Source organism: Streptomyces sp. NPDC029152, from assembly GCF_055564355.1.
The window spans coordinates 269,835-292,103 of sequence record NZ_JBVHWR010000011.1; the positions used below are offsets into that span (position 1 = coordinate 269,835).

At 70.1% G+C, this 22,269-nt stretch carries 21 protein-coding genes; 7 read left to right on the forward strand and 14 right to left on the reverse strand.

The genetic code is table 11. The features are described 5' to 3' along the window. The first annotated feature begins 23 nt into the window (after positions 1–23). The gene (locus tag ACZ4V6_RS24130; RefSeq protein ID WP_467830870.1) at positions 24–2,327 is read left to right on the forward strand and encodes a DUF262 domain-containing protein; all 2,304 of its coding nucleotides are present in this window, start codon (positions 24–26) and stop codon (positions 2,325–2,327) included. A gap of 60 nt (positions 2,328–2,387) precedes the next feature. On the opposite strand, the gene ACZ4V6_RS24135 is transcribed toward ACZ4V6_RS24130, so the two are convergent. The 12 genes from ACZ4V6_RS24135 to ACZ4V6_RS24190 form a co-directional block, all read right to left on the reverse strand. Further along, positions 2,388–2,651 carry a hypothetical protein gene (locus ACZ4V6_RS24135; protein WP_467830873.1) on the reverse strand — a complete coding sequence of 88 codons (264 nt, stop codon included), beginning with the start codon at positions 2,649–2,651 and terminating at the stop codon, positions 2,388–2,390. 648 nt (positions 2,652–3,299) lie between these two features. Next, positions 3,300–3,563 carry a major capsid protein gene (locus ACZ4V6_RS24140; RefSeq protein ID WP_467830875.1) on the reverse strand — a complete coding sequence of 88 codons (264 nt, stop codon included), beginning with the start codon at positions 3,561–3,563 and terminating at the stop codon, positions 3,300–3,302. Next, positions 3,539–3,889 (reverse strand): hypothetical protein, encoded by a 351-nt coding sequence (locus ACZ4V6_RS24145; RefSeq protein ID WP_467830877.1) that lies wholly within the window; start codon positions 3,887–3,889, stop codon positions 3,539–3,541. Before ACZ4V6_RS24145 ends, ACZ4V6_RS24140 begins: the two co-directional genes overlap by 25 nt. After that, positions 3,826–4,212: a head decoration protein gene (locus ACZ4V6_RS24150; protein WP_467830946.1), complete on the reverse strand. Its 387-nt coding sequence runs from the start codon at positions 4,210–4,212 to the stop codon at positions 3,826–3,828. Before ACZ4V6_RS24150 ends, ACZ4V6_RS24145 begins: the two co-directional genes overlap by 64 nt. A gap of 417 nt (positions 4,213–4,629) precedes the next feature. Continuing rightward, complete coding sequence (locus ACZ4V6_RS24155; protein ID WP_467830880.1) at positions 4,630–5,019, reverse strand: hypothetical protein; 390 nt, start codon at positions 5,017–5,019, stop codon at positions 4,630–4,632. A gap of 84 nt (positions 5,020–5,103) precedes the next feature. Continuing rightward, entirely contained in the window at positions 5,104–6,204 is a 1,101-nt protein-coding gene (locus tag ACZ4V6_RS24160; RefSeq protein WP_467830883.1) for a helix-turn-helix domain-containing protein, read from the reverse strand. Positions 6,205–6,281: 77 nt separating this feature from the next. Continuing rightward, complete coding sequence (locus ACZ4V6_RS24165; protein ID WP_467830885.1) at positions 6,282–6,947, reverse strand: hypothetical protein; 666 nt, start codon at positions 6,945–6,947, stop codon at positions 6,282–6,284. Between the two features lie 102 nt (positions 6,948–7,049). After that, positions 7,050–8,042 (reverse strand): hypothetical protein, encoded by a 993-nt coding sequence (locus ACZ4V6_RS24170; RefSeq protein ID WP_467830887.1) that lies wholly within the window; start codon positions 8,040–8,042, stop codon positions 7,050–7,052. Positions 8,043–8,127: 85 nt separating this feature from the next. Continuing rightward, a complete protein-coding gene (locus tag ACZ4V6_RS24175; RefSeq protein ID WP_467830890.1) occupies positions 8,128–8,538 on the reverse strand; it encodes a helix-turn-helix domain-containing protein in 411 nt (136 codons plus the stop codon). Positions 8,539–8,619: 81 nt separating this feature from the next. Then, positions 8,620–9,036 (reverse strand): hypothetical protein, encoded by a 417-nt coding sequence (locus tag ACZ4V6_RS24180; protein WP_467830893.1) that lies wholly within the window; start codon positions 9,034–9,036, stop codon positions 8,620–8,622. A gap of 443 nt (positions 9,037–9,479) precedes the next feature. Next, entirely contained in the window at positions 9,480–11,090 is a 1,611-nt protein-coding gene (locus ACZ4V6_RS24185) for an IclR family transcriptional regulator domain-containing protein (RefSeq protein ID WP_467830895.1), read from the reverse strand. 81 nt (positions 11,091–11,171) lie between these two features. Then, positions 11,172–12,470, reverse strand: a complete 1,299-nt coding sequence (locus ACZ4V6_RS24190; protein WP_467830897.1) for a M6 family metalloprotease domain-containing protein — start codon at positions 12,468–12,470, stop codon at positions 11,172–11,174. A 424-nt stretch (positions 12,471–12,894) separates the two neighbouring features. Here ACZ4V6_RS24190 and ACZ4V6_RS24195 point away from each other — a divergent pair, with 424 nt between their 5' ends. Next, on the forward strand, positions 12,895–13,548 hold the full coding sequence (locus ACZ4V6_RS24195) for a TetR/AcrR family transcriptional regulator (protein WP_467830899.1): 654 nt from the start codon (positions 12,895–12,897) through the stop codon (positions 13,546–13,548). Positions 13,549–13,723: 175 nt separating this feature from the next. Further along, the gene (locus ACZ4V6_RS24200; protein ID WP_467830901.1) at positions 13,724–15,259 is read left to right on the forward strand and encodes an MFS transporter; all 1,536 of its coding nucleotides are present in this window, start codon (positions 13,724–13,726) and stop codon (positions 15,257–15,259) included. A gap of 123 nt (positions 15,260–15,382) precedes the next feature. On the opposite strand, the gene ACZ4V6_RS24205 is transcribed toward ACZ4V6_RS24200, so the two are convergent. Further along, positions 15,383–15,898, reverse strand: coding sequence for a MarR family winged helix-turn-helix transcriptional regulator (locus ACZ4V6_RS24205; protein ID WP_467830904.1), 516 nt, complete (start codon positions 15,896–15,898; stop codon positions 15,383–15,385). A 152-nt stretch (positions 15,899–16,050) separates the two neighbouring features. Here ACZ4V6_RS24205 and ACZ4V6_RS24210 point away from each other — a divergent pair, with 152 nt between their 5' ends. The 3 genes from ACZ4V6_RS24210 (at position 16,051) to ACZ4V6_RS24220 (ending at position 19,450) form a co-directional block, all read left to right on the forward strand. Beyond that, a complete protein-coding gene (locus ACZ4V6_RS24210) occupies positions 16,051–16,812 on the forward strand; it encodes a dioxygenase family protein (RefSeq protein ID WP_467830948.1) in 762 nt (253 codons plus the stop codon). Between the two features lie 528 nt (positions 16,813–17,340). After that, positions 17,341–18,339, forward strand: a complete 999-nt coding sequence (locus ACZ4V6_RS24215) for a sigma-70 family RNA polymerase sigma factor (protein ID WP_077800086.1) — start codon at positions 17,341–17,343, stop codon at positions 18,337–18,339. Between the two features lie 409 nt (positions 18,340–18,748). After that, on the forward strand, positions 18,749–19,450 hold the full coding sequence (locus tag ACZ4V6_RS24220; RefSeq protein WP_467830906.1) for a TetR/AcrR family transcriptional regulator: 702 nt from the start codon (positions 18,749–18,751) through the stop codon (positions 19,448–19,450). Between the two features lie 108 nt (positions 19,451–19,558). Here the strand turns inward: ACZ4V6_RS24220 and ACZ4V6_RS24225 are convergent, their stop codons facing one another. Further along, positions 19,559–20,530 (reverse strand): helix-turn-helix transcriptional regulator, encoded by a 972-nt coding sequence (locus ACZ4V6_RS24225; protein ID WP_467830909.1) that lies wholly within the window; start codon positions 20,528–20,530, stop codon positions 19,559–19,561. A 62-nt stretch (positions 20,531–20,592) separates the two neighbouring features. On the opposite strand from ACZ4V6_RS24225, the gene ACZ4V6_RS24230 reads away from it, so the two are divergent. Continuing rightward, positions 20,593–22,107 carry an MFS transporter gene (locus tag ACZ4V6_RS24230; RefSeq protein WP_467830912.1) on the forward strand — a complete coding sequence of 505 codons (1,515 nt, stop codon included), beginning with the start codon at positions 20,593–20,595 and terminating at the stop codon, positions 22,105–22,107. Positions 22,108–22,269: the final 162 nt, after the last annotated feature.

Genomic DNA, 22,269 nt, shown 5'->3' on the forward strand with positions numbered 1-22,269 from the left:
GGGGAGAAGGGCGGTCTTGGGGGATGGAAACTCGCGAGATCTTTGATGCTGCACCGCTGTCGGTCTTTCAGTTCCTGAGCGCACCTGGTCAGGGCCTGTATATCCCGCCCTACCAGAGGGCATACACGTGGGAGATATCCAAGGTCAAGCGACTCTTGAGTGATGTCGCCCATGGGCTCGAAAGACTGAGCGGCGATAAGGAGTCGATCTGTTTCCTTGGGACCGTTATCGCCCTGAAAGACACGAAGTACAGTACGATAACTCCCGTTTATCGGGACCATGTACCCGGCCGCGTGATGACAATCATTGACGGGCAGCAGCGACTTACGACCCTGCTGCTACTCGTCACTGCTCTACATGAGGAAATCCGCGTTCGGTCGGCCAAACTGGTTCCCGAGAGTCCCGCAGACCACTGGGCCGTGAATCAGGCGAAGGATGTCACTGTTCGTTTGGCGAACTGCTACGAAGAGGACATGCGCTTCGGAGATCAGCCCTTCTATCCGAAGCTGATCCGCGCGTACAATGACGTTTGGTCCCGAAACGCGCACGAAGCATATTATCGGTCACCCATCGGGAACTTCCTTCAGTCGTACGGCGCATACGCGCGCGATCCTGAGACCGAGAAGGCCGCGTACAAGCAGCTGCCCATCGGAGAAAGCCGCCCTAGCGAGATAGATGCGAAGGCGTACGAGCACCTGGAAAAAATCCGCAACGAAATGCGAGTCGCGATTCGACGAGCTGTGGGTGGTGGCGTCGTCAAGGATGGCGATATGACCCTTCCCGTGGGGTCGGACATCGCTGGGTCTGACGTTCTCCAGGTTTCCCTCTTCAACAATGAGCTTCCCTCGGAGATCAAGGATTGCCTGCGGGAAGATTCCCCGGTATCTGCGCTTGCCCGTCTGGTCGTGTTTGCCAACTTCCTGCTCTCGCGAGTCACAGTTGTTGTGGTGACTGCCAAACGGGAAGATGACGGATTCGATATGTTTGAGGCCCTCAACACGACGGGTCAGGCGCTGACCGCCATTGAGACCTTCAAGCCGAGAGTGATCGAGGCAGAGGGCATAGATCGATGGCAGGGATCGCCTTCGAAGCGGCATTTCGACGCCATCGAGTCGTATCTTGAGAGGGAAGGCAGCACCTCTGCGGATCGCCGGCAGAGCGTGACGAGTAATCTCCTCATCCCCTTTGCGCTGCTTCAGGACGGGGACAAGATCGGAAAGAGGCTCAACGATCAGCGGGGTTACCTGCGGAACTCGTATAACCGGCATACTGGGATTGAGGCGCAGCGAGAATTTCTCGCCACTCTTGTGCAGGTGGTGCGTTTCTATGAGAATGCCTGGCAGGAGAAGCCTCAGTTCGCGGACTTCTCTGATCGCGACCTTCATAAGCAGGCTGGAATTTCTCTTGCTGTCCTGAAGGCTGGCGGACATGACATCGTGATCGCTCCACTCGTGCGATACTTCGCCGCTTATCGGCTGACAGATGGCGACAGTTCCGCGCGGGTCGAGCAGTTCCTTCATGCAGCCCGCGCTTGCGCCGCCTTCTACGGCATCTGGCGTGGGGCATACGGCGGGACGCATGGCATTGACTCGATATATCGAACGCTCATGGCTTCTGAAGCAGATGGTTCTCCCGGATTCGCTCGGAAGAACTCGGCGCTGACGGACACGCCTCCAGTTGAGCTTTTTCAGCAGTATCTGCGCGGTCGCCTTGAGAGGGCGGGTCTGGCCACGCGGGAAGATTGGGTTGCTCGTGCCTCCAAGACCCCTTTGTTCTCGGCATCAAAGCCGCTCACTCGGTTGCTGTTGCTTGCGGCTTCTGAGGACACGGGCCCGGATGAGGGAAATCCTGGCCTAATTTCGCGAGGTCGACGGGGACTTCTTCAGACGCTGGATCTTGACTGCTGGCAGAATCCCATCTATGCCACTGTGGAGCATATCGCCCCTCAGGCGGGGCAGGCTTCTGGCTGGGCAAGTGAAATCTATCGCGAGTCGGAGATTCTTGACCGGATAGGAAACCTCACCCTGCTGCCGACAGTTGAGAACGCATCTGTTAGCAACAGGGAGTGGCAGGCGAAGCGCGTCATGTACGAAGCTTTTTCTGTCAGCACTGTCGAGGAAGCCGAGAAGGCGCTCGTCGAGGCCAGATCGCTGGGAGTTGACCTGGGTAAGAGGGCTGAAGAGATCACTCGCGAGGCACACTACCTTCCGTTGGTTGCGGCGTTGGCGCAGAAGAAGGACGAGTGGACTCCTGAGTACATCGATGCACGCTCTGTGCGTCTTTGTTCACTGGCTTGGGATTCGCTTGCTCCCTGGCTGGGACTCTGATAGCGCTAATCTCGACAGCGTGTTTTCCGGCGCGCTAGGGAAACAGGCACGCTCGCATCTCTACTCATCTCCCGATGATGAGAGATGGTGGCAATTTGCCGTTCGATCGCGCGGATACGTTTTCAGCCTGATTGATCGTTGCGACCCCTGGACAGAGACCGCCAGGGGGTCAGCGACGAGGGCGGTTCGCCGTTCTCGAAGGGCCTCCAGGGCTACGGCGTGTACCGACCCAAGCCGTTCGTACCGCTGATCGAGGTCAGCTCTATCGGCGTCGCCGAGTTCCGAGCGCAGGTAGGCGTACTCCGCGTCCGTGAGGGCGGTCATGCCGGCTCCGCCTTGGACCGGCGCGGGTGGCGGGGCGGGTCCGGCAACCAGGCGTCTGGATGGGTGATCTGGTCGGCGAGGGCCGGGTCGGTGACGGTGGTCCCAGGGGCCAAGAGAGAGACTCCCGGCTCTTTGGGTTGGTGACGAAGACCGCGGTGGCCAGGGTGCGGGGGCGGGCGGAGGAGGTCGGGGCATCACAGTACCTTCGCGGTGATGTGGATGTCGGGGACGTAGAGGACCGGCATGGCGACCGCGGCGCCCTTCGTCCAGACCTGGACCGGGGCGTCCTGGTGGCCGGCGGTGATGACGATGCCCGGGGTCCTCGCGGGTGATGGCCGGGTTCGTGCCGCTGGAGAGGACTAGGGACTCGGCGGCCACGCCGTACTGAGTCTCGGCCCAGCTCTCCGGGTTCGGCGGCAGGAGGATTCAGCGGTTCTCGGGGATGACCCGCTGGTAGGTGTCGTCGACGGAGATCTGCACGTCGTAGACGGTGATCGGCGGCAGGTTGTGGCGGGCGCGGACGACCTCGACCTCGTTCGGGGCGAGGACTGCGGTGGGCGTGGTCGAGTCGTTAGTGATGTTGTAGTAGGCCGCCCGGTAGCGGTTGTTCGCTGCGAGGGTGGCACGAGATCGGTACGAGGTGAGGACTCAGGCCGGCAGAGGGGCGCCGATGGACCGGAGGTACTCGATCCAGCGGAGTTCATCGGTGATCGGGTCGCTGATCGGGCGGGACCAGGGCTTCACGGCCATCGGCATGTTGGCGGCCGGGACGCCGAAGTCGGCCTCCAGCGGCAGGCCGTTCTCGCAGTTGAGGCTGAACTTGCCGTCGACCAAGAGGTCGCAGGCGGCAAGCTCCATGCGGTTGTGGATCGACTCGACATGGCGCTCTATGTCGTTGTAGAGCAGCTCCACGAACTCCGTGGTGTCGGCGCCGCAGGAGGTGTCGAGGAGGATCTGCTCCAGCCGCCGACGACCAGCTTCTGGCCGAGGTGCGGCAGCATGCCCTCGGTGATGATGCGCTCCGCCTGTCGGCGGGCGACGGCCGTCTGGGCGTCGTACGCGCGGAACTTGGCCGCGTTGACGACGCGCTTGCTGGAACGGATCCGGAACTTCACGGAGTTCAGGCGCCGCTTCGGCATGACCGTCCGGGTCAGCTCGTAGTCGGCGGGCGTGGTCATGGTGCGGGCGAAGACGTTGAGGTCGGCGGCGTCCACGCCGCGGAGCAGGGTGTCGAGCATGAGGGGGGATGAGCTCCTTCGGCGGGTCGGTCAGACGAAGTGGATCTGGGCGGTGGATGCGGCGGTGGCGGCCGCGGGGTCGAGACCGCCGGGATCTGGGCGGCTTCCACCACGCCGTGCCGGAGGAGCGCGGCAGCGGCGTGTCCGGAGCCGGGGGCGAACGCCACGTCGGCGAGGAGCAGGCCGGTGAAGGCGGCGCGGCCGTCGGTCGCGGAGGAGTCCCAGGGGCCGTACAGGCCGGTGGCCGTGATGTGGCCCAGGGGCAGCCCTGCGTGCATCACGTTGTGGGTGCCGTCGGTGAAGAGGCTGGTGTCGAGGGTGATGGTGAGCGGGGCCGCGGTGCGTCAGCCCGACGTTGTGGGGCGGGGCGCGGTCCCCAGTTGCTGCGCTGTGGACGAGTTGCTCGTCAGGAAGGTGGCAGGTGGCCACGACGGCGCGCGATGTCCAGGCCGCGCTGACCCAGATGCGGCGGAGGTCCGCCGACCCGTCCCGGTACGCCGGACGGGGCGCCGGACAGCGGACCCTCCGGTGACCGCCCCTGGCCTTGGCCCTGGGCGAAGAGTTCGGGGCGACGCCTCTTCAGATCGTCGGCCGCCTGGGCGAGCGTGGTGTCGTCCGCGTCCGGCTCGATGTCCCGGGTGAGCAGCGCGACGGCGTCCTCGAGGCCGTCGCCGGCAGCACCGAGGCCGACGAGGACAGCCCGACGGGCGGCGTCCCGTTCCCGGAGAGCCGCCGCACTTTCACGTTCCCCCGCCTGGCGTACGTTCGGCGGCAGCCTGCTCGCGCCGCTCGACCTCGGAGAGGCGTGCCTGCTCTGCCGCCTTCCGCTCCTGTTCCGCGTCACGCTGTGCCTGCACGAAGTCGGTGAGGGCCTTCTGCGAGTCGAAGCCGAGCTGGGCCATCAGGTCCCGCACCCCGGCGCGGCGCCCCTGGTCCTTCTCCCTAGCGAACAACCGGGACCGTTCGCTTTGCGGGACACTGACCGGTGTCCCGCCTGCGCCTTCTCCGGTGCCGCCGATACCCCCGTTACTGGGGTCGTCGGCCGATGCGCCGAGGATCGGGTAGATCGGCCGGCCATCTTTGCGGTAGCCGAGGGGTGCAGTAGAGGGAAGGGGCGCATGTGCGGCCATGGGCAAGCTCCTCGCCCAGACGCCCCCGCGTCGCGCGGAGCCTAACGCGTCATGGTGCTATCGGCACCCTCGGGGAAACCGTGGTCAGCTGGAGACCAGCCGCAGTGCCGGTCGCTGCCGTTCATCGGTCTTCGCCGTGCGACCGCTGGTCTCGACGGTGGTGAGCGTGAGGCCGAACAGCATGGAGTTCATCTCCTCGACTGTGATGTCGAGTTCGGCGGCGACGTCGGCGGGTCGGATGCCCTTGGTCCGTAGAGCCCGGAAGACCTTGGTGAGGACTTGGGACGTCTCGCGTTGCTCCAGGCCGTTTGGTTCTCCGGTGCGGTAGCCGCGGGAGCTGAGTTCGGCGCAGACGGATCGGTACTGCCAGTCGGTGAGGAGGTTGAGATCGTGCAGCCGGTAGGTGAGGGCCATGGCGGAGACCCTCCAGATGGACTTCGCCTCGAGGATCTGGTCGACCCGGGCGCCGGCCGGCATGTGGCCGAGAACGCTGGCAGCGGGCATCAGGAAGGCGCTGGCAAAGCTATTGGCCTGGCGTTCGGCGTCTGGTCCGCTGCAGTGCTTGTCGTCGCTGCCGTGCATCACCAGGTGGCCGAGCTCATGGGCGGCGTCGAAGCGGCCACGCTCGACGGACTTCATGGTGTTGAGGAAGACGAATGGGATGGTGCCGCGCCAGACGGCGAAGGCGTCCACCTCGAGGGAGTCCGCGGGCAGGGAGAAGACGCGGACGCCGTGGGCCTCGAGGAGGTGGACCATGTTGGGAGCTGCGGCGTTCCCCAGGCCCCAGCGGCGGCGGACCATCTCGGCGGCGGTCTCGGCGTCGGGCTTCGGCAGTGAGGGGAGATCTGGTTCGGGGAGATGGAACTGCTCGTCGATCCAGTCGTAAAGGCGGGCCGCCAGAGTGCCGGCCGCTCGGGCTGCGTCGAGCGTACGAGGGGGCGTCTTGGTGCGCGCCCGCCAGGAGATTCCCTCGGCGGGCAGCTCGTCGATCTCGTGGCCGCTGAAGAAGCCCTCCGGGAAGCCGAGCGCTTCGGCCAGTCGACGCACCGTGGTGGAACGGGGCGAGGTCCGGCCCGTCTCGTAATTGGACAAGCTCTGCAGCGACAGGCCCGTTGTTCGCGAGAGCTCGGCGAGGGTCAGCCCCCGGCGTTTCCGGGCCAGCGTGATGCGGGATGGGGTCACCATGGTCGTCGACTGCCTCGCGGGTTGGGTGGTGCGGGGGTGCGGCACTCCCGCCAAGAGTGCCGCACCCGGACGGTTGATCAGCGGAAATCGATGGCGATCTCGATCTCGCCATCCCCATCATCGTCCGGACGTTCGATTCCGTCCATCTGAAACGCCGGGAGCGGGATCCGCTGCTCCCACCTCGTGACGTACCCGTCCGTTACGTCCCCGGGCAGGGACAGCTCGCACGGGAAGAAGACCTTGTCGCCCACCTGATGGCGATGCCAGACAAGGAACCACACCTGGAGGCGCTGGGCCTCTTCCTTGCTGAGAACGATCTCGTTGCGAGGGCGGGGTCCGGCGAACAGCTCCATCTGCTGGAAGGCGTTTTCCTCGGCCACCCGTGCCGTCGAGCCACCGCGGCGGCGGGCGTTGCGGGGTGACAGGAGAGGGTCGCCCGTCGCCGCGTCGCCCGGCATGACGCCGATGGCGACGGCTCCGTCCGGCGAGCAGACGACCTCGAGGTAGTCGTGGCGGAGTCGCTTCCAGCCCTCGTGCCGGATGTGCATCTCGCGAAGGATCCGGACGTGCTCTTCGTAGGCCCGAGTGCCCGCCGTGTTGGCCGGGTGGTTGAGGGTCGCGGTGCGGCGAGCTTCCTCACCGGCGCGCAGCGCCTCATACAGGTACTCCAGCTTGGTGCCGAGGGCGGCAAGCCGCGCGTGACAGTCGTTGTTGTCGGGCGCGGCGAGGGGAAGGACGGCCATGCAACCTCCGGGGTGGGGAACTGGTCTTATAGGAACCATACCGCATCTGCGGTTCCGTTCTTATAAGCGCCTGGTGCTGGCTGAGCGTTACATCGCTTCCGTTCATTCCCGGTTGGGGACTGGAATCCTGGAGTCATTCTGTTCGGCGGCGCTGCCGACCTGACCACGCAGTCGCTCAGCTTCCGCCGTAACGTCCTCGACGGGGAAGCCTGCCTCGAGGAGGAGGCGGATTCCGGTCTCGAGGGACAGGACCTCGGCCTGCACGCCCCGAGTGACGAGATCGAGAGTGACCGCTCGGTCGGTGGGGAGGAAGGCGCCGAAGGAGAGGGTGGCCCGGGGGTTCTCGCCTGGGGGCGGTGCGCCGCCGGGCTGGTAGAGGCGCTGCACCATCTTCCAGCAGCGGGTATTTGGCCTCCCGTGCCAGGCGCATGGACCGGACCATCGCCTCCAACGGCCCGAAACTGGGCTGTAGGGCGTAGCCGGACGGTACTTCGGCCGGACTGACGGTGCCGAGGACGCTGGCGGGGAGGCGGGAGACGACGGAGAGTCGCTCCCGCAGGTTTTCACGTAAGCCCGTAGCTCCGCGAGCTGGTGGGTAGAGGTGTCCACGGTGCTCAGCCGGCCATCGTCGCCGAGGGGCCACACCATGCCTGGCTCCACCTGGACCGGCAGCGTCTGGCCTGTCCGGCGGTCAACGGGGAGCCGGGCGCCGGAAAAGTCGATGATCGGTGAGCTGGTGGTGGCGGAGGCGCGCTGGCTGTCCGTGTCGGCGGAGGCGATGTCGTCAAGGAGCTGGGCGAGCGACAGCAGGCTGGACTGGCCGAAGTGGTCGGCGCTGCTCACGGTGTTCGGCACGTGTACGAGCGGAATGAAGTCGAACTCCAAGTCGAGGTGGTCGAGCACATCGCCGTCTGCGTTCGTGCGGAACCGGGCGTGCCGTAGGGAGAGGGCGTCCACCGTGCCGGTGCGGTTGACCTCCTCGAGGTCCCATTCCGCGTCCGTCAGATAGCACGTGACCGAGCTGGGCCGTGCCGACCACGGGTAGATGCGAGTCGCCGTTCCGCTCTCGTCGATCGGGCCGAGCTCGTACGTCACCCTCCGGAGAGTCGCTCTCAGGCGCGTGGCCGGGTCCGCGGGAACCGCGGCAATTACATATGCACGTCTTCGCGGATGGCCATGCTTAGGGCCGCTCCCGCTCGGTCCACGCCTCCAGGCCAGGCCACAAGCGAGCTCCCAACGCGACCTCAAGGCGGGCGAGGGTTCCCAGATCCGGCAAGACCATCCCGCGCAGTAGCCGACTGATCGTCGCGTGGGAGACACCCGCTCGGTCTCCCAAGGCCCGCAGGCCGATCTCGGACGTTTCCATGGCGCGCGTCAGGTTGCGCGCGAACGCCTGGCCGTAATGCGCACTGACTGGAGCATCCCCGGACAGTTGGGCGTACGGCCAGTCGCCTGACGCGACGTATGTCGCAGGCAGTTGGTCGTTATTGCTCCGGGGCATGCCGAGATGATCCCACGTCCCCATGGATCCCGTCCCTCCTGCCGCAGGAGTCGGCACACACCTCCGATTGGTGCAAGTACACACCACCATAGGGGATGGAAGGGCCAGTTGCGTGGTCTTGCTCGCATCCGGGCGAGCGGAATTCCTCGGCCCAGAGGTGCACGCGCTTGATCACTCGACGAGCGTGATCGGACCATCAGGAATCCAGCCTTCGACGTACCCCCGGAGAAGAGGGCCGAGCTCACGCGGAAGCACGTCGAACTCTGCGGCCTCGACGGTTGAGAGCGGGTGCCAGATGTAGTCGTATTCGCAACCGTGGGCGGCCTGGGGTCGGAGAATGAGCGAGTGGATCTTGTTTCGGCGCACAATGAAGATGCGGACTGCTTCGTTCGGCTCCTTGTTGGCAGGGGGTGCGAAGTGCCCAACCACTGGAGTGGGAGCGAGGAAGCAGTGCGTGAAGAGCGGGTCGTGAACGTGCATGATCGACGATCCGGAGGGTCGCAGACGGATGACCCGCGCCCTCACCGGGCGCCAGGTCGTCTGACCGTGACTACGGCACAGCAAAACCCGCTCGTCGTCGTCGATCACGGCCAGCGCTGTGGAGTTCTTGCTCCGAAGGGCCTGTCTCATGTGCCGAGAATCGGTCAGCGCTTGTATCTCGGCCACCACTGGGTTCCCAGGCGAATGAAACCGATAAGGCGGACTGGTTTCCTGAGTTGAAGCGGAGCGATGCAACAGCTTCCTGGTGGGCTGCACTCAGACCCTGGCCCGAACCCCACTGCATCACAGAGGTACAGGTGCTCGGCAGTGAGCGAAGGGGCGTGTGCATCAGAGTCGATGTCGACGGGCTGAGTCACCGCACCTGACCAGTGCAGATGGCCTTGGCGTTCCCGGATCACCCTCGGTGCGTTCCGGCCGCGATGCGCGCACCCGCTGTGATCTGCGGCGGAACATTTCCGATCAAGCCCCACGAAGGCCGGTGGTGTTGCGCGGTGGTACGGCTGTGCCACCGCCGACAGTGTAGCGGGTGGTCAGGTCGGGGGGACGGGGGTGAAGCGGGCTGCCGTGCGGAGGTCCGTCTCGATGCGGGTGGCCGTCCGGCGGAGTTCCGGGAGGATCTCCGTCACGCAGGCCTCCGCCGTCCGGCGGGCCGCGTGCATCGCCACGTTCACCGCCGCCACCGCCCGGCCCGTGCGGTCGCGCACCGGGACCGCGATCGAGCGCAGGCCGGCTTCCAGTTCCTCGTCGACCAGGGCGTAGCCCCTTGCCCGGACCTCCTCGGGGTGCGCGAGGAGCACGCGGCCCAGGGAGGTCGCGGAGGCCGGGAGACGGGTGCCCACGGGGATGCGGGCGCTCATCACGCGGCTCGGGGAGGCCTGTGCCGTGTACTGGATCTCCGTGCCCGGGTCGGACAGGACGGCCAGGGAGGCCGGCTCGTCGACCCGGGCCGCCAGTGCGGCCAGGTGGGGCTGGGCGATCTGGGGGAGGGAGAGGCGGGAGAGGGGTGGGAAGCCGAGGGAGAGGACGCGGGGGGTGAGGGTGAAGGCGCGGTCGGGGGACTGCGTCACCAGGCCCGCGTGTTCGTGGGTGATCAGGGCGCGGCGGGCCGTCGCCCGGGCCAGCCCCGTCGCCTTCGCGACCTCCGTGAGGGTCAGGGACGGCCGGCCCTCGTCGAAGGCCGTGAGGACGGTCAGGCCGCGGGCCAGGGACTCCACGAACTCCCGGCCCAGTTCCTGTTTCGACGCGCCCGTCCAGGTGGCCAGGCCCGTCGCGGGCGGTGCGCCGGAGGCCGGTGGCGGGGCGTGGCGCAGGTCGTCCTCCATCCGCGCCACCGCCGAGCGCAGGCGGGGGAGCAGGGCGGTCCGCAGCTCCTGGGCCGTGTGGCGGCTGGTGTGGCTCACCACGCTCGCCACGCACGTCACCCGGCCGGTGCCGGGGTCCCGCACCGGCACCGAGACCGCCACCAGGCCCGGCTCGATCAGCTGGTCGTCCAGGGCCCAGCCGTCGGCCGCCGCCCTCGCCGTGCGGTGCTCGAAGTCCGTGTCGGGGGTGGCGTGTGCGCGGGGCGGTACGGAGGGGAAGGTGCGGTCGTCCGGGTCGGTCGCGCGGCGGTCGTGCCAGCGGCGCCAGTCGGTTTCCGTCCACTCCGTGGCGAACAGCGGGCCGGGCGCGGTGCGTTCGGCGGGCAGCAGGTCGCCGATGCGGAAGCTCAGGGACATCGCCCGGCGGCGCGTGGCCTGGTGGATGAAGCGGACGCCGTCCCGGTCGCCGACCGCCAGGGACACCGACTCGTCCAGCTCGTCGGCGAGGGCGTCGGCCCGGTGGGACAGCAGGGCGGGCAGGCGCAGGGCGGCGAGGTAGGCGTTGCCCAGTTCCATCAGGCGGGGGGCGAGGGTCACGTCGCGGCCCTCCAGGCGGACGTATCCCATGCGGGCCAGGGTGGCGGTGACGCGGTCGACCGTGGAGCGGGCGAGGCCGGTGGCCCTCTCCAGCCCGCTGAGGCTGAGGGTGCCGCCGTCCGCCTCGGTCAGCCGCCGCAGGACGGCGATGCCGCGCAGCAGCGGCGCGACCGCCTCGGCCGGCGCGATCGCCTCGGCCGGCGTGATGGCGTCGGCGGTGTCGTTCGTGGTGTCGGCAGGCATCGGTTCTCCGGTACGGCGGTCGCGGCAGGCCTACCGTAATGCGGGGCCGGCGGCCCCTCCCCTTCCCGGCCGCCCCGGACGTCAGTTCCGCGTGACCCGCACCTGGTGGTCGCCCTTCAGGTCCGCCCCCGACACCGTGATCGTGATGCCCCGGCGCGGGTCCTTGAAGGTCTCGCCCGGGGCGAAGGCGGCGTCCGAGAGTTCCGCGTGGACGTTGGGGCTGCGCGTGCAGCCGCCGCTGTGCTCGAGGGAGTCGTACACCGTCACCGGGCCCATCCCCGTGTCCACGTCCGCGTCGACCTTGTAGATCAGTACGCCCTCGCGGCAGACGGCCTCGTCGTTGCCCTCGCGGGTGCGCAGCTCGACCGCGTACCCGGACTTCCCGTCCAGCGGCACGACCACCAGCTTGTCGCCGCCCTTGCGGGCCAGCGGCGTCAGCGTGTACTCCGTCGTGCCCGGCCGTGACGCGCAGTGCACCTGGGACGGTTCCAGCCAGCCCAGCTTCCACTTGTGCCAGCCGAGCAGGTCGTTGTCGGCGCCCCAGTCCTCGCTCATGATGTCCCAGTGGCCCACCGCGCCCCCGCCCTCCTGGGTGTAGAGGTCGGGCAGGCCGAAGACGTGGCCGTTCTCGTGGGGCAGGACGCGGTAGCCGGTCTTGTCGTAGGAGCCGGAGCCGTCGTCCTGCCGGGAGTAGACGAAGGACGCGTTCGCCACCGGGACGCCGTCGGCTACCGGGGCCTCGCCGTTGCCGGCGAAGGTGACGGACAGGACCGTGTCCAGGGCGGAGGGGCCCGCGTTCGGCGTGACCAGGACGTTGAGGATGTCGTACGCGCGGAAGTCCACCTTCGGGTCGGCCACCGACACCAGGTCCTGCACCAGCTCCCGGTAGCCGGGTTCGAAGGGGGCGCCGCGCTGTATGCCGTACTCGGCGAACGACTTGGGCATGCGCAGCCAGCCGCGGACCGGGGTCTCGGGGCGGTAGTCGAGGCGGCCGTAGGAGCTGGTGCGGAACCACTCCTGGGTCTGCGGGAAGAACTCGGCGTACCGGTCGAGGGCCGTGCCCTCGCCGGGCGCGTCAGAGAAGTCGATCATCAGGTTGAGCGCGCGGACGGTACCGGTGGAACGGGCGTACCCGGACGAGGTCGGGACGCCTTCCGACATCTGGATCTCGGAGCCGCCGCTGATCAGGCAGGGGCCGTGCGCGGAGGAGCGGGAGAGGGTGGCCGGGCCAGGGCCGGCCGTCGAGGTGCCCGGGGCGAGCCGGCCGGTGCCCGCCGAGGTGCTGACGGCGAGCGTCAGGGCGGCGACGGCCGCTATCGCGGCCGGCCGGCGCGGGCGTATCCGACGGCTCGGCGGCCGCACCTGCGGCTGCGGCTGCATGCAGACCTCCCGGACCACGGCAGCCGCCGGTCACCGACTGCACCCTGGTGAACACCCTGTGTCGGGAGGGGTGTCGGCGCTCGCTGGAGCGGACCGATCGTGGGTTTCCCGCGGGTAGCCCGTCGGCGCCGCCCGGGGCCGGGGCGTCCGTGTCCTCGCGGCCCTGCTCACGGCCCTGTTCGCGGCCTCGTCCGCGGTCCTCGTCCGCGCCCCGCCCCCGGCTCTGCGGCGGGTCCCGGGGCGCCTTCCGGGAGGCGGCCGCCGGACGCCGGGGGTGTGTGACGCACGTCACTGGAAAGAGGTGCGCGTGCGGGAAATAACCGGGGACTGCTTCCCCGTTTAGTCCTGTGTCCGAGCGAAACGGGGAAACGGTCCCCGGATCGCGACCCGGGATCCACCGTCGTCCCAGTCCGAGGAGTACGCCGTGCAGACCGCAACCCCCGTGCAGCGCAAGGCGACCCGGCCGCGTGCCGACGCCCTGCGCAACCGGGAGCGGATCGTCACCGCCGCCCGGGAGATGTTCGTCGAGCACGGCCCCGACGTGCCGCTCGACGAGGTCGCCCGCCGGGCCGGCGTCGGCAACGCCACGGTGTACCGCAACTTCCCCGACCGCGACGCCCTCGTCCGCGAGGTCGTCTGCTCGGTCATGGACCGTACGGCACGGGCGGCCGAGCTGGCCCTCGCGGAGACCGGTGACGCGTTCGAGGCGCTGGAGCGCTTCGTGCACGCCGCCGCCGACGAGCGGATCAGCGCGCTGTGTCCGATGGTGTCCAGCACGTTCGACCAGCACCACCCCGACCTGGAAGCGGCGCGCGGCCGGGTCGAACGGCTCGTCGCCGAGGTCATGGAACGGGCGACGGCGGCCGGGCAGCTCCGCCCCGACGTGGGCGTGAGCGACCTGATGATCGCCGTGGCCCAGCTCAGCCGGCCCCCGGCCGGCACCGAGTGCCTGCACGCCGACCGGTTCGTCCACCGCCATCTCCAGCTGTTCCTGGACGGGCTGCGGGCCCCTGCCCGCTCCGCCCTGCCGGGGAAGGCCATGACCATGGAGGACCTGCGCCGGCCCTGCGACCAGTAGTCCGCCACCAGTACTTCCGCCACCAGTACTTCCGCCACCGGTGTTCGCGTCACCGGTGGCTCCGCGACTCATGACCGTCCGACCGGAGGGCGGCGGCCCCTCGGCCGCCGCCCCGGGTCAAGTCGTCCCTTTTTACCGACCTTTTCCGTCACGAAGTCCCGAAGTGGGTATCTCCATGTCCCAAGCAGCCGTCAAGGCTCCCGGCGTCCCCGACGCCGGCCGCTGGAAGGCGCTCGTCTTCATCGCGCTCGCCCAGCTGATGGTCGTCCTCGACTCGACCATCGTGAACATCGCGCTCCCCTCCGCCCAGCAGGACCTCGGCATCTCCGACGGCAACCGGCAGTGGGTCGTCACGGCCTACGCCCTCGCCTTCGGCGGCCTGCTGCTGTTCGGCGGCCGGATCGCCGACCTGTGGGGCCGCAAGCGGACCTTCGTCCTCGGTCTGGCCGGTTTCGCCGTCGCCTCCGCGCTCGGCGGCGCGGCCACCAACGAGGCGATGATGTTCGGCTCCCGCGCCCTCCAGGGCGCCTTCGGCGCACTGCTCGCGCCCGCCGCGCTCTCCCTGCTCGCCGTGATGTTCACGGACGCCAAGGAGCGCGCCAAGGCGTTCGGCATCTACGGGGCGATCGCCGGTGGCGGTGCCGCCGTCGGTCTGATCCTCGGCGGTTTCCTCACCGAGTACCTGGACTGGCGCTGGACCTTCTTCGTCAACGTCCCGTTCGCGGTCGTCGCCGCGGCCGGTGCGTACCTGGTCGTCCGTGAGCCCGAGGGCGGCCGCAACCGCTCCCCGCTCGACGTCCCCGGCGTGATCCTGTCCACCCTCGGACTGGTCGCGCTCGTGTACGGCTTCACCCGCGCCGAGTCGGCCGGCTGGAGCGACGGCCTGACGATCGGCATGTTCGTCGGCTCCGCCGTGCTGCTGGCCGCCTTCGTGCTGGTCGAGAGCCGGGTCAAGGCCCCGCTGCTGCCGCTGCGCGTGGTCACCGACCGCAGCCGCGGCGGTATCTACCTCTCGCTGGGCCTGGCCATCATCGGCATGTTCGGCCTGTTCCTCTTCCTGACCTACTACCTGCAGATCGTGAAGGGCTACTCGCCGGTGAAGACCGGCTTCGCCTTCCTGCCCATGGTCGCGGGCATGATCACGGGCTCGACCCAGATCGGCGCCCGTCTGATGACCCGCGTCCCGGCCCGTCTCCTGATGGGTCCCGGCTTCCTGGTCGCCGCCGTCGGCATGCTGCTGCTGACCCGGCTGGAGGTCGACACCTCCTACGCCGCCGTGCTGCTGCCCGGCATGCTGCTGCTCGGTCTCGGCATGGGCACGGCGTTCATGCCGGCCATGTCCCTGGCCACCGCGGGCGTGCAGCCGCGGGACGCCGGTGTCGCCTCCGCGATGGTCAACACCTCCCAGCAGGTGGGCGGCGCCATCGGCACGGCGCTGCTGAACACGATCGCCGCCTCGGCCACCACGTCCTACGTCGCCGACCACATCGGCGGCGCGGCCGGCCGGTCCCAGCAGCAGCTGGTCCAGCTGGAGGGCATGGTGCACGGCTACACCAGCGCGATCTGGTTCGCCGTCGGCATCCTGGCCGCCGCCGGCGTGATCGCCCTGACCTTCGTCAACGCCGGCCGCCCGGGCGGCACGTCCGTCACGGGGACCCGCTCCGGCGACGGAGTGGAGGACGAGCTGCCGGTGCCGGTCGTCGCCCACTGACACCGGTCCGGTGACACCCCTCGGGCCCTGAGCACCATCCGTGCCACCCGTGCGCAGGGGGAGGGGACGCCCCGTGCGCACGGTTCCCCCGCGGACCCGCCCCGGCCGCGCCGAGCGATCCGCTCAGCGCAGCCAGGGCAGGTCCGCGCCCGCCTCGGCGGGCTGAAGTCCCTCGGCGACGATCCGCATGATCTCGCCGAGGGACTTCTGCTGTTCCGGGGTGAGCCGGTCGAACACGGCCTGGCGCACGGCTTCCACGTGGCCCGGCGCGGTCTGCCGCAGGACGGCGTGCCCCTCGTCCGTGAGCACCGCGAACTGGCCGCGCTTGTCGGACGGGCAGTCCTCGCGGCGCACCCAGCCGCTCTTCTCCAGGCGGGCGATCGCGTGCGAGAGACGGGAGCGGGTGATCTTCGCGTACTTGGCCAGCTCGGTCATCCGCAGGCGCCGTTTCGGGGACTCGGCGAGCTTGACCAGCAGGCCGTAGTAGACGTGCGGCATGCCCGCGTCGCGCTGGAGCTGGCGGTCGAGGTGGTCCTCCAGGAGGGTGGCGGCCTCGATGTAGGAGCGCCACACGAGCTGTTCCTCGTCGGTGAGCCAGCGGGGCTCGTCGGCGGGGGCCGGGATGGGTGCCGTGTTCATGCATCCCACTCTACGAGACCACTTCTTGAATTTTAAACAAAACGGGCGTAGATTCGGCCGCGAAAGAGATTGAGACTTCAAGCAACATTCATGTGGCAAGCAACGGTCACATGAGGGGAGCCGCCGCCATGTCGACCGACGTCCGGGAGCGCATGCCCGCCCTCTACCTCAGCCACGGCGCCCCGCCCCTCGCCGACGACCCCGTCTGGCCCGGGCAGCTCGCCGCCTGGGCCGCCGGCCTGCCGCGTCCGACGGCGATCCTCGTCGTCTCCGCCCACTGGGAGGAGGCCCCGCTCGCCCTCGGTGCCACCCGCACGGTGCCGCTCGTGTACGACTTCTGGGGCTTCCCCGAGCACTACTACCGGGTGCGCTACGAGGCCCCCGGCGCCCCCGGGCTCGCCGACTCCGTCCGCAAGCTGCTGCGCGCGCCCGGCACGCCCGTGCAGGACGTCCCCGACCGCGGCCTCGACCACGGCGCGTACGTCCCGCTCGTGGAGATGTACCCGGACGCCGACATCCCGGTCCTGCAGGTCTCCATGCCGACCCTCGACCCGGCGCGGCTGATGGAGATCGGCCGCAGGCTGGCGCCCCTGAGGGACGAGGGCGTGCTGATCATCGGCTCCGGCTTCTTCACCCACAACCTGGCCGCCCTGCGCCGGACCGGCGTCCCCGCCTGGTCGGCCGAGTTCGACGACTGGGGGCGGCGCGCGCTGGAGGCCGGTGACGTGGACGCGCTGCTCGACTTCACCCGCACGTCCCCGGCGGGCCTGCTCGCCCACCCGCGCACCGAGCACTTCGCCCCGCTGTTCGTCACGATGGGGGCGGCCGACGCGGCCGGTGAGCTGGACCTGGGGCGGTCGGTGATCGACGGGTTCTGGATGGGGCTGGCGAAGCGGTCGGTGCAGTTCGGCTGAGGGCCCGGCCGCCCGCCGGGCCGAGGGCGCGTGCGCGGGCCCGGCGCGACGAGGCCCGGACGCGGCGCGGCCCGGAATCTCCCGCGCGTCCGCGTCCGTGGCAACCCCGTAACGGTACGGGCCGTCTTCAGGAGTGGGAGAGCGGTCGGGAACGGTGCTCTTGCGGGGTGGACGGTTCGGTGCCGGACGTGACGGACGTCTCATGTGCACAGGGGCCGCGGAGCCCCGTGAGGGCCTTGGGGTCGTCGTCGTCCCCGGCCTGACCTGGCCGTCCGTGCGTTCCGGCCGCGTCGGTCCTCCCGGCGCGGCGGCACAGGGTACTGCATGATCAGAAAAATCGGGGGGCGGGTTGGGAATTCTGTCCGGATTCCAGTCGTTGTTTCCATCGGATGCAGGGCACCCGAGGAGAGTCCCGAGAGAGTCCGGAGACGGATTCCGCAACAACAAGACAGATACCGGAGACGTCCCACACGGTGCCGAACCGTCCACAGGACCGCCCGCTGAACCACTCATCGCAAGGGAGCACGCATGGCAACCCGTGCCGTCGCCCGTCGTAAGTCCGCCACCGGCGAGACGACCGACAGGGCAACCAGCGTCCGCGCCAACGGCGGCGAGCTCGCCGACCGCGATCTGGTCGGCATGTACCTCGACGAGATCGCCCGGACGCCCCTGCTCGACGCCGCCAAGGAGGTCGAGCTGTCCCAGACCATCGAGGCGGGTGTGTTCGCGCGGCAGGTACTCGAAGGCTACGAGGAGACCGGGGCGGACGCCACCCGGGAGGAGCTCCAGGCCTTGATCGACGCGGGTGAGCGGGCGAAGGACGTCTTCATCCGTTCCAACCTCCGCCTGGTCGTCGCGGTCGCCCGCCGGTACCCGCGCAGCGGCCTGCCGCTCCTCGACCTCATCCAGGAGGGCAACGCCGGCCTGGTCCGCGCGGTCGAGAAGTTCGACTACCGCAAGGGCTTCAAGTTCTCGACGTACGCGACCTGGTGGATCCGCCAGGCCATCACCCGGTCGATCGCCGACCAGTCGCGCACCATCCGCCTGCCCGTCCACCTCGTGGAGGAGCTCGGCCGGATCCGGCGCGTGCAGCGCGAGTTCAACCGCGAGCACGGCCGTGAGCCGGAGCCCGCGGAGATCGCCGCCGAGCTCGGTTCGACGCCGGAGCGCGTCACCGACGTGCTCGACTGGGCGCGCGACCCGGTCTCGCTGAACATGTCGGTGGACGACGAGGGCGAGACCCAGTTCGGCGACCTGCTGGAGGACACCTCCGCCGTGTCGCCCGAGCAGTCCGTGATGACGCTGCTGCGCAGCGAGGAGCTGGACGACCTGATCGGCCGCCTGGACCCGCGCACGGCCTCCATCATCAAGATGCGCTACGGCATCGACGACGGCCGCGAGCGCACGCTGACCGAGGTCGGCAAGGAGCACGGCCTCACCCGTGAGCGGATCCGGCAGATCGAGAAGCACGCGCTGCTGGAGCTGAAGAAGCTGGCGCGTGACACCGGCTTCGAGGCAGCCGCGTAAGGCCGTCGGGGGCCGCCGCGGGGCGGCCCCGTGAGGCGGGGGCGTGGCGTGACGCCTGGGGCGTACGCCGGTGGCCGGAGCCCGCGCGAACATGGCCGTACAACGCTGCTTCAACCGGCAGGGGCCCGGGAACAAGAACTCCGGGCCCGGCGATCGGGTCCGGGATCCCACCGGATCCGACGCCACACATGGACCACGTCCCGACGCACTCCCCCCGGCGCCGGGACTCTCCGAGCCGGGCTCGGCGCCCCTCCCCCCCCCCGGGCGCCGAGCCCGGCTCTCCCCGTACGTGGACGGACGAGGCCGGGGCGCGCGGGCGCGGGGCGGGAAGGGGCGGGGCACCCCGGACCTGAACCCCGGGGTGTCCCGCCGGATGGCAGATTCTGCCACAGCGGCATAGCCTGCCGAAGTGAGCAGCACGACCAGCACCACCCGTACGTCCGCTCCCGGCCGGCCGCCGGTCTCGCTGACCGAGCGGCGCAAGGCCGAGACCCGCATGGACATCGCCCGCGCGGCGGCCCGCCTCTTCGTGCACCAAGGCCTGCGGGCCACCCGGGCCGAGGACATCGCGCGCGCCGCCGGCATCGCCCCGCGCACCTTCTACCGCTACTTCGCCACCAAAGAGGAAGCCGTCGCGCCCCTCTACGCCCTGGGCGCCGAGCGCTGGATCGAGGCGGTGCGGGAGGCCCCGGCCGCGCTGTCCCCGCCGCGGGCCCTGGACAGGGCGGTGCGGCACACGCTGACGCCGGGGGCCGGGGTGTCCGCCGCGTCGTGGGAGGGGGCCCGGACGCTGATCCGCCTGGCCGGGACCAGTCCGGCGCTGCGGAAGGTGTGGGCCGACGTCTGCCACACGACCGAGCGGGCGCTCGCGCGGGCATTGGCCGAGCGGGCTCGGGCCGGGCGGTCCGCGGAGGGCGGGGACGGCGCCGCCGAGGCGCCGGCGCCCGGCCCCCGGCTCCTCTTCGCCGCCGCCACGGCGGGGGCGGCGGTGCGGGTGGCGGTGGAGTACTGGGCCGCTTCCGCGGAGGAGCCGGGGAGGGCCCTGGACCTGGCGCTGGGGAACCTGGAGGTGCTGAGGGGATTCGCCTGGGAGGAGGCGCTGGGGGCGTAGGCGCGGTGCGGCCGCCCCCGCCTCGGCGGGCGGGGCGGGCGCGTGGCCGGGGCGGCGCGGCGGTCCGCGGTGACGCGGGGCGCGTGCGCGGCCGGGGGCGCATGGGCGTCAGTCCTCCGGGGCCGCCCGGGTCAGGCGGGCGCCCAGGGCGCGTACACAGGTGACCAGTTCCGGAGGTCCCTGTACCCGGAAGTCCACCCCGAGCATCGCCAGCCGTACCGCCATCCACTCCACCGCGTCCGAGACCGTGGCCCGCAGGACGCACGACGTCCCGTCGTCCACCGGATCCGGCGGCCCGAGCCACCCCGGCAGCCGTGCGGCGACCTCCCGCGCCGGCGCGGCGAAGGTGACGACGATCTCGTACGAGTCGCCGCGCCGCTGCATGGACCGGCGCAGGTACTCCGCCGCGTCCCCCGTCGGCAGCTCCCGGGGAGCGAACCGCGCGCCCGTCGCGAACGGCTCGCTCACCCGGTCCACCCGGAAGGTCCGCCAGTCGTCGCGGTCGAGGTCGTAGGCGACCAGGTACCAGCGCCGGCCCGTCGAGACCAGCCGGTACGGCTCCGTCACGCGCCGCGACTCGGTGCCGTCCCCGGCCCGGTAGGCGAACCGCAGCCGCTCCCGCCCGGCCACCGTGGAGGCCATGACGGTCAGCGTCTCGGGCGCGATGCTCGGCCCGTCCCCGCTGGTCAGCGGCGTCGTCGCGGCCTGGAGCGTGGCGACGCGGTGCCGCAGCCGCGACGGCAGCACCTGCTCCAGTTTGGCCAGCGCCCGCACCGACGCCTCGTCCACGCCCTCCACCGCGTGCCCCGCCCCGGCACGCAGCCCGACCGCGATCGCCACCGCCTCCTCGTCGTCCAGCACGAGCGGGGGCATCGCCTTGCCCGCGACCAGCCGGTACCCGCCGTCGGCGCCCAGGGTCGCCTGCACGGGGTAGCCCAGCTCGCGCAGCCGGTCGATGTCCCGCCGGACCGTGCGGCGGGAGACCCCGAGCCGGTCGGCGAGCTCGCCGCCGGGCCATTCACGGGGTGTCTGGAGGAGGGAGAGCAGGGTCAGGAGCCGAGCCGGGGTGTCCGTCGTCATGCGTCCGAGGATGCCGCGGATCTAGGACACGATCTGACCTACTGCGGCCCTAGCTTGTTCTCATGACCTTCACGCACACCCCGGACACCTCCACGGCCCGGCCCGACCGCCGGCGCTGGTTCGCCCTCGCGATCGTGATGACGGCGGCGTTCATGGACCTCGTCGACGTCACGATCGTCAACATCGCGGTCCCGTCGATCCGGCGGGACGAGGGCGCCTCCTTCAGCCAGATCCAGTGGATCACCGCCGGCTACGCCCTCGCCTTCGCCGCCGGTCTGATCACCGGCGGGCGGCTGGGCGACATCCACGGCCGCAAGCGGCTGTTCCTCGTGGGCATCGGCGGCTTCACGCTCGCGTCCGCGCTGTGCGGCTTCGCGGTGAACCCGGAGATGCTGGTCGCCTCGCGGATCCTCCAGGGCGCCATGGCCGCGCTGATGGTGCCGCAGGTGCTGTCGATCGTGCACGCCACCTTCCCGGCGCACGAGCGCGGCAAGGTGTTCGGACTGTTCGGCGCGATCGTCGGACTCGGCGCCGTCTCCGGTCCGCTGCTCGGCGCCCTGCTGACCGAGTGGAACCTCTTCGGGCTGGAATGGCGGCCCATCTTCCTCATCAACCTGCCGGTCGGCATCGCCGGCCTGGTCCTCGGCGGCCGCTTCATCACCGAGTCCAAGGCCCCGCGCGCCCTCAGGCTGGACCTGGTCGGCGTCGCCCTGGTCACCCTCGGCCTGCTGATGCTGGTCTACCCGCTGACCCGGGGCCGCGAGCTGGGCTGGCCGCTGTGGGGGTACGCGTCGATGGGCGGCGCGTTCGTCGTCCTCGCGGTGCTGGTGGCGTACGAGCGGCGCAAGAGCGCGCGGGACGGTTCCCCGCTGGTCGAGCTGTCGCTGTTCAAGGTGAAGAGCTTCGCGGCGGGCATCGCCGTGCAGACCGTCTTCGGGGTCGGGCTCGGCATCTTCTTCCTGGTGTGGACGCTCTACATGCAGGAGGGCCTGGGCTGGAGCCCGCTGCGGGCCGGGCTGACGGGTGTGCCGTTCTCGATCGCGGTGTCCGTGGCGGCGGGCCTGTCGGTGCAGAAGCTGGTCCCGCGCTTCGGGCGCAAGGTGCTCCAGGCGGGCGCGCTGGTGATGGCGGCCGGAGTGCTGCTCTACATCTGGGAGGCCGAGCGGTACGGCCTCGGCATCGAGTCCTGGCAGATGGCGCTGCCCCTGGTGGTCATGGGTCTGGGCATGGGCCTGATCGTCGCCCCGCTGACGGACGCGGTGCTGTCCCAGGTGCCGCGCGAGCACGCCGGCGCGGCGTCCGGGCTGATCAACACCGTGCAGCAGATGGGCAACGCGCTCGGACTCGGCCTGGTGTCGGTGGTCTTCTTCGGCGCGATGGACGACCACGTGGCCCCGTCCGGCGTCGGGGCGGCCTACGCCGGCGCCTTCCAGAACGCGCTGGGCTGGGTGGCCGCGGTGCTGGGCGCCATCTTCCTGCTGATGTTCGCCCTGCCCGGACGGCCGGCCCGGCACGTGGAGGGGGCGGCGGCGCAGGAGGAGGCCGCGCAGGAGGGGAAGGAGCCCGCACTGGTCTGACGACGGACCGGTGCGCGGCGGACACGGGGGCGGGGGGGGGGGGGGGGGGGGGGGGGGGGGGGGGGGGGGGGGAGCGCCCCCCCCCCCCCCCCCCCCCCCGGTGCGGGGAGGCCCCTTCCACCACCCGTAGGAATACATCGGAAAAGAACAAAACCGAACCCC